This window comes from Enterocloster aldenensis (assembly GCF_003434055.1).
GTDB lineage: Bacteria > Bacillota > Clostridia > Lachnospirales > Lachnospiraceae > Enterocloster > Enterocloster aldenensis.
The window spans coordinates 83,189-93,550 of the sequence record NZ_QVEX01000019.1; the positions used below are offsets into that span (position 1 = coordinate 83,189).

Annotated in this window: 8 protein-coding genes; 6 read left to right on the top strand and 2 right to left on the bottom strand. The window is 51.7% G+C overall.

Annotated elements, in window-relative coordinates:
• Positions 1-28: 28 nt before the first annotated feature.
• From larA to DWX59_RS24715, 6 genes are all read left to right on the top strand, one after another.
• Positions 29-1,306, top strand: a complete 1,278-nt coding sequence (gene larA, locus DWX59_RS24690; protein ID WP_117562553.1) for a nickel-dependent lactate racemase — start codon at positions 29-31, stop codon at positions 1,304-1,306.
• A 46-nt stretch (positions 1,307-1,352) separates the two neighbouring features.
• Positions 1,353-3,212, top strand: a complete 1,860-nt coding sequence (locus tag DWX59_RS24695; protein ID WP_117562556.1) for an alpha/beta hydrolase — start codon at positions 1,353-1,355, stop codon at positions 3,210-3,212.
• 229 nt (positions 3,213-3,441) lie between these two features.
• Positions 3,442-4,092: an aminoacyl-tRNA hydrolase gene (gene pth / locus DWX59_RS24700; RefSeq protein WP_117562558.1), complete on the top strand. Its 651-nt coding sequence runs from the start codon at positions 3,442-3,444 to the stop codon at positions 4,090-4,092.
• Positions 4,093-4,110: 18 nt separating this feature from the next.
• Positions 4,111-7,686, top strand: coding sequence for a transcription-repair coupling factor (gene mfd / locus DWX59_RS24705; RefSeq protein ID WP_117562561.1), 3,576 nt, complete (start codon positions 4,111-4,113; stop codon positions 7,684-7,686).
• 13 nt (positions 7,687-7,699) lie between these two features.
• Complete coding sequence (locus tag DWX59_RS24710; protein ID WP_117562563.1) at positions 7,700-8,926, top strand: MFS transporter; 1,227 nt, start codon at positions 7,700-7,702, stop codon at positions 8,924-8,926.
• A 140-nt stretch (positions 8,927-9,066) separates the two neighbouring features.
• On the top strand, positions 9,067-9,552 hold the full coding sequence (locus tag DWX59_RS24715) for a beta-galactosidase (protein WP_227116729.1): 486 nt from the start codon (positions 9,067-9,069) through the stop codon (positions 9,550-9,552).
• 77 nt (positions 9,553-9,629) lie between these two features.
• Here DWX59_RS24715 and DWX59_RS24720 read toward each other — a convergent pair whose 3' ends face one another.
• Together DWX59_RS24720 and DWX59_RS24725 are read right to left on the bottom strand one after the other, a co-directional pair.
• Positions 9,630-9,950: a DUF1622 domain-containing protein gene (locus DWX59_RS24720; protein ID WP_117562566.1), complete on the bottom strand. Its 321-nt coding sequence runs from the start codon at positions 9,948-9,950 to the stop codon at positions 9,630-9,632.
• A 36-nt stretch (positions 9,951-9,986) separates the two neighbouring features.
• Complete coding sequence (locus DWX59_RS24725) at positions 9,987-10,238, bottom strand: TM1266 family iron-only hydrogenase system putative regulator (RefSeq protein ID WP_117562568.1); 252 nt, start codon at positions 10,236-10,238, stop codon at positions 9,987-9,989.
• Between the last annotated feature and the right edge of the window lie 124 nt (positions 10,239-10,362).

Genomic DNA, 10,362 nt, shown 5'->3' on the forward strand with positions numbered 1-10,362 from the left:
AGGCGTAAAAGTTAATGAGGAGGGGGATATGAAGATAGAAATACCCTATGGAAAGACTGTGTTATCAGCAGATATACCGGATGTAAGAGTGAGTGCGGTACTTAATAACCGGCTGCATGATTATGAACCTTTGGCTGCCGCTGATGAGCTGGTAGAACAGGCGCTGGCATCACCAATCAGCAGTCCGCCCTTATGTGAGCTTGCAAAAGGAAAAAAGAATGTGGTCATACTGGCAAGCGACCACACCCGCCCGGTTCCCAGCAAGGCAATCATACCAGCCATGCTGCGGGAAATAAGACGGTTTAACCCTCAGGTAAAAGTTACAATCCTCATAGCCACAGGATGTCACAGGGAATCGACCAGGGAGGAATTGGTTCACAAATTCGGCCGTGAGGTTTGTGAGCAGGAAAAGATAGTTATACATGACTGTCTGAAGGATCCCATGGTGGATTATGGCGTACTTCCATCTGGCGCGCCTTTAAGCGTGAACCGGATTGGTGCCCAGGCGGATCTGCTGGTTGCGGAAGGTTTTATTGAACCGCATTTTTTTGCCGGGTTTTCGGGAGGACGCAAAAGCGTGCTTCCGGGAATCTGCGCAGCCAGTACGGTTTATGCCAATCACAGCTCCCATATGATAAACAATCCAAATGCCCACAGCGGCTGTCTGGAAGGGAACCTGATTCATGAAGACATGGTGGAGGGGGCGCGCCGTGTGGGTCTTAACTTTATTGTGAATGTTGTGTGCAACGGCAATAAAGAGACCGTGGCTGCCTTTGCAGGGGATTTTGAACAGGCGCACCTTGCAGGCGTAAGCTTTCTTAATGGACTATGCAGGATGCAGGTTAAGGAAGAGGCTGGTATTGTCATCACTGGCAACGGCGGTTTCCCATTGGACCAGAATATCTACCAGGCAGTCAAGGGAATATCCACGGCAGATATCATCTGCCGCAGGGGCGGCGTGATTATTATGGCGGCTGCCAGTGTGGACGGCCATGGGGGAGATGAATTCTATAACACATTCGCATGCGGGAAAACAGCAGGGGAAATCCTGCAGGATATCCTCAGCGTACCCCAGGATAAAACCCGGCCCGACCAGTGGCAGTCCCAGATTCTTGCAAGAGCAATGGCAAGGCATCCGGTCATTCTCATAAGTACGCAGCCCTATGAACTGGTACATAAGATGGGAATCATACCTGCTGATAACCTTTCCCAGGCCATTAAGAAGGCGGATGAAATACTGGGACGGGAAGAAAAAATTGTAGTTATACCGGATGGGGTTGGGTGTATTCCTGCCTTGGAAGGATAATGGTAAAACGAAACGGTAAGGATAAGTGTTCGAGGAGGGACAGAAAATGGGGAAATGGATGAAAAACAGCTCAAAACGGCTGCTGACAATCTCTGTTTTACTGATGTTAATCAGTATGGTAATGGCAGGGACATTGCAAAGTGATTTTGGAAAAGTGACTGTCAAGAAAATTAAAGTTGAAACAGATGCAGGTTTAACCATGGGCGGACTGTTATACGTACCGGATTCAGCTACAGAGGAGAATCCGGCGCCAGCCGCAGTTGTCGTACACGGATGGTGGAAGACAAAGGAGAGCCAGTCTTCCACTGCCATGGAGCTGGCCCGCCGGGGAATTGTGGCCCTTGCTATTGATATGTACGGACACGGTGATTCTTCTAATGTGAAATTTAATTTTGTGGATTCCTATAATGGGTTGGAATTACTGGCTGCACTGCCTTACGTTGATGCTGACCGTTTGGGCATTACAGGTCATTCCATGGGAGGCAAATGCTGTACCGCAGTGACGGAATGGGCGGACCAGGGCGGTTCCGTGGATGTGGCAGCCATGGTCATTGCAGGTACGGACCCCACGTATCAGGATAAAGACGGTGCCTGGATTAATGCTTACGGCAGCCGGGATGTGTGCATGATTGCGGCCAGATATGATGATTTTGAGTACCACGGTTCAACCATCCATGGACCCTGGTATAATGCGCCCAGGGACTATGCATCAACAGACCGGGCAAAATCCTTTGTGAATTTTGGGGAGGATCCGGCAAATATTAAGGATGAGGTCCAGGTTGGCAAGGTATATGAAAAGGAGATTGATGGCAGGATTGCCAAACGACTGCTTTATACACCGACACAAATCCACTCCTGGTTCGTGCTGTCACCGGTTTCCACCGGTATGACCGTATCCTTCCTTCAGGATTCCCTGGGAGCGCCTAATCCCCTTGGGGCATCCAATCAGCTTGGATTCATCAAGGAACTGTTTACCGCATTGGGACTGGTGGGAATGTTCATGTTCATGGTATCCCTTGTCTATGTATTGATTGAAACGCCTGCATTTGCCTGCCTTAAGGCATCCAAGAAGGTAGAACCCCTTCCGGCGCCAAAGGGCAGGGGACTTGCATGGTTCTGGGGGGCAATCCTTGTGACAGCAGTAGTATCTTATGCCACGCTGTTCCCCATTGCAACCTGGGTCAATACAGCGCCGCCTGACCCGCTGCTGCCAATCATTCAGGCCAAGTCCCTTGGAATCTGGGGCGTAATCAGCGGTGCCGTGTCTTTATTGATCATGTACCTGAATTATCGGTTCTATGGAAAGCATAACGGAATTGATTTAAGGGAACGGGGAATCATACTTCCAAAGGGTATATTTGCAAAGACAGTCCTGCTGGGGATAATTGCTCCCCTTGCAGCTTATGGATTTGTGTTCCTTGCAGACTATTTCTTTACCACGGACTTCCGTTTCTGGACCTTTGCGGCCAGGGCCTTTGAGTCAGATAAAGCATTTTACACCCTGGTTTCCCTGCCGCTGTTTTTGATGTACTATATTCCTAATTCCCTTGCAACAAACTGTTTCCGTTATAACCGGATAGGAGGCAGGGAGTGGATTAATACCTTGATTGTATCAGTGGGAAACGCTCTTGGCTGTATTGGGCTTCTGGCAGTACAGTATATAACCTTTGCTGCCACCGGCTATTCCAGATGGCATGATAATGGCTCGGTGAAATCCGCAATCGGGTGGTCCTATGCAGTGGTTGCAATCTTAATAATTGCTCCTATTGTTGCACGTAAGATATATAAAAAGACTAATAATCCTTATCTGGCAGGAATCATCAACGGCATCATAGTAGCCATAATTAGCTGTACCAGTACCTCTACCATACTTTATACGGTCGGGACATCTTACATACCCCATTGATGCCAGGGTTCCGTCCATCATGCAGGTGTATTTTTTAAAGGCAATCCTAACATGCCCTGTTTATTATGAGTCTTTACAATTCATATAGAATCTGTTAGAATGAGGAAACAGCCAAAAAAGCGTTAGATACCCCCTATCGGTGCGTATCTAACGCTTTAAGGCGTGTCATAAGGGCATGCCGCGGCAGGGTTTGATATCAGATGGATGAAACAGGACAGAGGGACGTAAAATGAGCGGAATATGGGACAGAATAAAGGGTATACTGGGATGGGTAAAAAGGGAACCGGATAAGAAGGAGGACGACAGGGTCATGTATATCATAGCAGGTTTGGGCAATCCCACAAGGGAATACGAGAAGACAAGGCATAATGTGGGATTTGAGGTCATTGATGTGCTGGCCGACATGCTGGGTACCACGGTTGAGGAGAAGAAGTTTAAGGGATGTTACGGAAGGGGAATCATCGGCGGTGAGAAGGTGCTGCTGTTAAAACCCCAGACCTTCATGAACCTTAGCGGCGAGAGTATAAGGGCTGCCTCTGATTTCTATAAAGTGGATCCTGAACATATCATTATCATATATGATGATATCAGCCTGGATGTGGGGCAGCTGCGCATCCGCAAAAAGGGAAGCGCGGGCGGCCACAACGGCATTAAGAACATCATCGCCCACCTGGGTACCCAGGAATTCCCGCGCATTAAGGTTGGGGTAGGCGATAAGCCTAAGAAAATGGACCTGGCCGACTATGTGCTGAGCCGTTTTTCCAAAGAAGACCGGGCGGCCATGGAGGATGCGTTTAAGGAGGCGGCAAAGGCTGTGGAAGTGATGATAACAGAAGGAATGGATACAGCCATGAATCAGTTTAACGGCCATAAGGCCTGATGAGAGGTGCGGGGTAAGATGGAAAATCCATTATTGGAATTACAGGAATATGACAATCTGATCCAGGCCCTGAATAAGGGGAAGGGGCCTCTTCAGGCAACGGGTACGCTGGACTCCCAGAAGGTCCATCTGATGTATGAGCTGGGGGAGGGGACGGCATTTCCGTGGAAGCTGGTGGTGACCTATGATGACACCAGGGCCAAGGAAATATACGATGATTTCCGGAACTTTACAAACCAGGTATGGCTCTATCCGGCCAAAGACCTGCTGTTTTACAGTGCGGACATCCATGGAAACCTTATGACAAGGCAGCGGATTGCCGTGTTCAGGCACCTGATGGAGGATAAGGGCGGAGTGGTGGTCACCACCATGGACGGCCTGATGGACCACCTTCTTCCCCTGCAGTATCTGAAGGAGCAGGCCATTACCGTCACAAGCGGGCAGGTCATTGACCTTAATGTGTGGAGACAGAGGCTGACCGCCATGGGGTATGAGAGGATGGCCCAGGTGGACGGCATGGGACAGTTTTCCATCCGCGGCGGGATTATCGATATTTTCCCGTTGACAGAGGAAGTGCCGCTGCGTATCGAACTGTGGGATGATGAAGTGGATTCCATCCGTACCTTTGATCTGGAGAGCCAGCGGTCCGTGGAACAGCTGGACTTTGTCACCATCTATCCGGCGGCCGAGGTGGTGCTGGATAAAAATCAGCTGGAGACAGGGACCAGCCGGTTGGAAAAGGAAGCAAAGACCTATGGGAAGGCCCTGCGGGAACAGCATAAACCGGAGGAAGCCCACAGGATCCATTCCATCATAGAGGAATTGACAGAGGGGCTTAGGGACGGCTGGAAGCTGGGGGGTCTGGACGCGTATATCCGGTATTTCTGTCCGGATACAGTGTCCTTTCTGGAGTATTTCCCTAAGGGGGAAAGCGTGGTGTACCTGGATGAACCTGCCAGGCTCAGGGAGAAGGGAGAAACCGTGGAGCTGGAGTTCCGGGAGAGCATGATGCACCGCCTGGAAAAGGGATATCTCCTGCCGGGGCAGACCGAACTGCTCTATCCGGTGGAGGAGGTCATGGCCAGGGTCCAGAGGCCGCGTACCGTGATGCTCACAGGCCTGGACCAGAAGCTTCCGGGTATGAAGGTGAACCACAAGTTCAGCATTGATGTGAAGAATGTGAACTCCTACCAGAACAGCTTTGAGATCCTGATTAAGGACCTGACCAGGTGGAAAAAGGAAGGATACAGGGTCATACTCCTGTCAGCGTCCAGGACAAGGGCCAGCAGGCTGGCCAGCGACCTGCGGGAGTACGGCCTGCGCGCCTACTGCCCGGATGGGGCGGGACCTGAGATGGAAACCGGGGAAGGGATGGAGGCCAAGGACGCCCATCCAAAGGTAAAGCCAGGGGAAATCATGGTTACCTACGGCAGCCTCCACCGGGGGTTTGAATACCCGCTTCTTAAGTTTGTCTATATCACCGAGGGTGACATGTTCGGCGTGGAAAAGAAGAAAAAGCGCCGGAAGAAAACAAATTACCAGGGCAAGGCAATCCAGAGTTTTTCCGAGCTGTCCGTGGGTGACTATGTGGTCCATGAGGAGCATGGGTTAGGCATTTACAAGGGAATCGAGAAGGTCGAGCGGGATAAGGTCATCAAGGACTATATCAAGATTGAGTATGGGGACGGCGGCAACCTGTACCTGCCTGCCACCCGGCTGGAAAGCATCCAGAAATACGCGGGCGCGGATGCCAAGAAGCCAAAGCTTAACAAGCTGGGAGGTACGGAGTGGGGCAAGACCAAGACCAGGGTAAAAGGGGCGGTCCAGGAGATTGCCAAGGACCTGGTTAAGCTTTATGCTGCCAGACAGGAAAAGGCCGGATTCCAGTACGGCCATGACACGGTGTGGCAGAGGGAGTTTGAGGAACTGTTCCCTTACGATGAGACGGACGACCAGCTGGATGCCATTGACGCGGTGAAGACGGATATGGAGAGCAGACGGATCATGGACCGGCTTATCTGCGGCGATGTGGGATACGGCAAGACCGAGGTGGCGCTGCGGGCAGCCTTTAAGGCGGTCCAGGACAGCAAGCAGGTGGTTTACCTGGTGCCCACCACGATTCTGGCCCAGCAGCATTATAATACGTTTGTCCAGAGGATGAAGGATTTCCCGGTGCGGGTCGACATGCTGTCCAGGTTCTGTACTCCGGCCAGGCAGAAACGGACCCTTGAGGACCTGCGCAAGGGCATGGTGGATATTGTCATCGGCACCCACAGGGTCCTTTCCAAGGATATGCAGTTTAAGGACCTGGGGCTTCTGATTATAGATGAGGAGCAGAGGTTCGGGGTCGCCCATAAGGAGAAAATCAAGCAGTTAAAGGAAAATGTGGATGTGCTTACATTAACCGCAACCCCCATTCCAAGGACCCTGCACATGAGTCTGGCGGGAATCCGGGACATGAGTGTGCTGGAGGAACCTCCGGTGGACCGTACCCCGATTCAGACGTATGTGATGGAATACAATGAGGAGATGGTCCGGGAAGCCATTAACCGCGAGCTGTCCAGGAACGGACAGGTGTATTATGTATACAACCGGGTGACGGATATTGACGAGGTGGCAAACAGAATCCAGGCCCTGGTACCTGAGGCCGTGGTTACATTTGCCCACGGACAGATGAGGGAGCATGAACTGGAGCGGATCATGGCTGATTTCATCAATGGGGAAATTGATGTGCTTGTATCCACCACCATTATCGAGACAGGGCTGGATATCCCCAATGCCAATACCATGATCATCCATGATGCGGACCGGATGGGCCTGTCCCAGCTGTACCAGCTGCGCGGCCGTGTGGGGCGTTCCAACAGGACCTCCTACGCCTTCCTCATGTACAGGCGTGATAAGCTATTAAAGGAAGAAGCGGAGAAGCGCCTGCAGGCTATCCGGGAGTTTACGGAACTGGGCTCCGGCATCAAGATTGCCATGCGCGATCTGGAGATCCGCGGCGCGGGTAATGTCCTGGGTGCGGAGCAGCATGGGCACATGGAAGCCGTGGGGTACGATTTATACTGCAAGATGCTGAACGAGGCCGTGCTTGCGCTTAAGGGAGAGAAGCCGGACGAGGATTCTTACGAGACCGTGGTGGAGTGCGACATCGACGCATATATTCCGGGCTCTTATATTAAGAATGAGTATCAGAAGCTGGATATCTATAAGAGGATTTCTGCCATTGAGACAGAAGATGAGTATATGGATATGCAGGATGAACTGATGGACCGCTTTGGCGATATACCGCGCAGTGTGGAGAACCTTCTGATGATTGCCGGACTCCGTGCCCTGGCCCGCCAGGCATATGTGACGGAGGTGGTCATTAACCGCCAGGAAATCAGGCTTTCCATGTATCAGAAGGCAAGACTCCGGATTGAGGAGATTCCTGAACTGGTTAAGGCTTATAAGGGGGATTTAAAGCTGGTTCCCGGGGAAGTCCCTGCGTTCCATTATATTGACAGAAGGAATAAGAACCAGGACAGCCTGGCCATGGTGGAGAAGGCCAAGGAGATATTGAAAGGACTGGGGGAACTGAGGGAGACGAATTAGGAGGGAAATGCGTATGAAGGGTTGGAAACAGAACTTTTTCACCATATGGGCAGGGCAGGCATTTTCCCAGTTTTCAAGCTCCGTCCTTCAATTTGCAATTGTTTGGTATCTGACGGACCAGACCGGATCCGCCCTGGTGCTGTCGGCTGCCATGATGATGGGGTTCCTGCCCCAGGGGGTCCTGGGACCCTTCATAGGCGTGTTTATTGACCGCTATAGCAGGAAACGGATTATGATTATATCCGACCTGCTTATATCTGCAGCCAGTTTTGTCATGGTGATAGCTGGATGGATGGGAACCCTGTCAACCGGGCTGATTCTTGCGGTCCTGCTGTGCCGCTCCATTGGTTCGGCGTTCCATACGCCCTGCCTGCAGGCGGTTACCCCGCAGATTGTACCGGAGGACCAGCTGGTGAGATGCGCCGGGTATTCCCAGGCCCTGGAGTCCGTGTCGCAGATACTGAGTCCGGTTCTGGCAGCTGTTTTATACAGTTCCTGGAGTTTGAGCGGAATTATCTTCCTGGACGTCATCGGGGCGCTGGCAGCAGTGTGCACCCTGGGAATTACCGTGATACCGGGACTGCCGCGGGGGATGGATGAGGGGAAGGTGCAGATACTGCGGGAAGCAAAGGAAGGGTTTCAAATCCTCTGCACCAATAAGGGGATGCTGGGGCTGGTGCTTATCAGTACCCTATACACCCTGGCCCTGATGCCCACCAGCGCCTTGTTTCCCCTGATGAGCATGTCCTATTTTAACGGTACCAGCACCCATGCCAGCATTGTTGAGGTGGTGTTTTCCGTGGGGCTTTTATCCGGCTCCCTGGTATTGTCCAGATGGGGCGGCACAAAGAACAGGATTTATACGATTATCGGTTCCTTCCTGCTGATGAGCTTCAGCTTATTTGTTTCAGGGATGCTCCCCAAAGGAGGATTTGCCATATTTGTTATCTGCTCCTGGCTCATGGGGGTGTCCGGCCCCTTTTACTGGGGGATATACACCCCCCTGCTCCAAAGCAACTTTGAGGCAAAGTACCTGGGCCGGGTCCTGTCGTTGTCCAGCAGTATACGGCTGATCAGCGGGCCGGTGGGATTGTCACTTTCAGGACTGTTCGCAGAGGCTTATGGGGTTGAGAAATGGTTCCTTATTGCGGGGGCGCTGGTTTTGTTGGCGGCATTCCTGTGCCTGGCCGTGCCGGCCGTGCGCGGCTGTGATGACGGCGGGAACAGGGGACAGATGTGAAGGACGGTTTCGATATAATATCAGATGCGGATGATAGCCGCGGTTATTCCAGGTTTTACCAGCACATGTCTGGTTCAAACAGTGGGAACCGCGGCTTTTTTATTACTGGGTCCCGTTTTTATGACAGGGGAGAGATAAGGATGTGTACATTAGAAGTAAAAGAAGAGTTTTATAAGACCTATATTCCATGGAACATACACGAACCAGAGGAAGGCATATTTGACTTTGGCGGCAATAAGGATGTGGAACGCTTCGTGGAGCTGGCCGGGGACATGGGGCTTTATGTAATCCTAGATGCAGAAAATCTGGCCATGGAAGTAAAAGAGCTGTTAAAGCGGGCCAGCATCAATCTTTACATGTTTCAGGGAGGCACGAATTTCGGCTTTTACAACGGATGTTCCGCCAGGGGGTATACGGACCTACCCCAGATTACATCCTATAATTATGACGCCATCCTGACCGGGTGGGGAGAGCCCGCCGCCATCGGGGAATGTGCGGATACATTCTTAATTGCCGGGACCTCTGTTGAAAAGGGCAGGAACGAAATCATAATCTTCGAAACAGAGGGCAGGACCGCGGGCACATTATCACTTGAGGACCGGCCTTACTATGCGGCGCTTGAGTGATTGGCGGTATGGGGAAGCGGATGGATCATGCCTTTTAATGCGGGCCATACTGACGGTTCAATGCAAAGGCCGGGGAATCATTCCCCGGTCTTTTCCTCTTCTTTGATTTCCCAGTGGATTAGGAAGGTAAGGGCGGCCCGCAGGGCAATGATGCCTGCCACGATTCCGATTTCCCTCCATTCGCGCACCACCACGGTCCGGAGAATCTCGCTGCCCATCTTGAATTCCAAGCCCATGGCCAGGCCTTTGGCCAGATATATCTTGGTGTCGGGCGCCCTGCGCACGAATCGGAGGAAGCCGGTAAGGCCGGCGTAGATAATGATGCCTACGCCGATGAATTCAAATATAAGGATTGCGGCATTGGCCACCAGGGACAGGAGTCCTTCTAAGTATTCCATAGGATAACCTCGTTCTTCTGCGTGAATGGACTGTATTTATGAAGTGACAGGAACCTGTATGGATTTAACCTTCACACCATCCACCTTGCCAAGGTCACCAGCAAAGGAACTGATCTGGTTCTGGGTCCCATGCATGACCACGCTTATGACGGAAACACCGTATTCCCGGCAGGGAACTCCCAGGCGCGCAATGATCAGGCTTGACTGGAGATGGAATTTTTCATTTACAGTTGCAACGGAATCTGGATTGCTGATAATTAAGCTGATGACAGCAAGACGGTCTTCCATAAAGTATGTCCTCCTTGTGTGTGTTTTAGACCTATAGGGCGGGGCCGGCGGCGCCGGTAATTTTTTCCGCCATGGGGGTTTATTTCCAGTATGTGTTCAGATATACGCCTGCATCGGCCTCTGA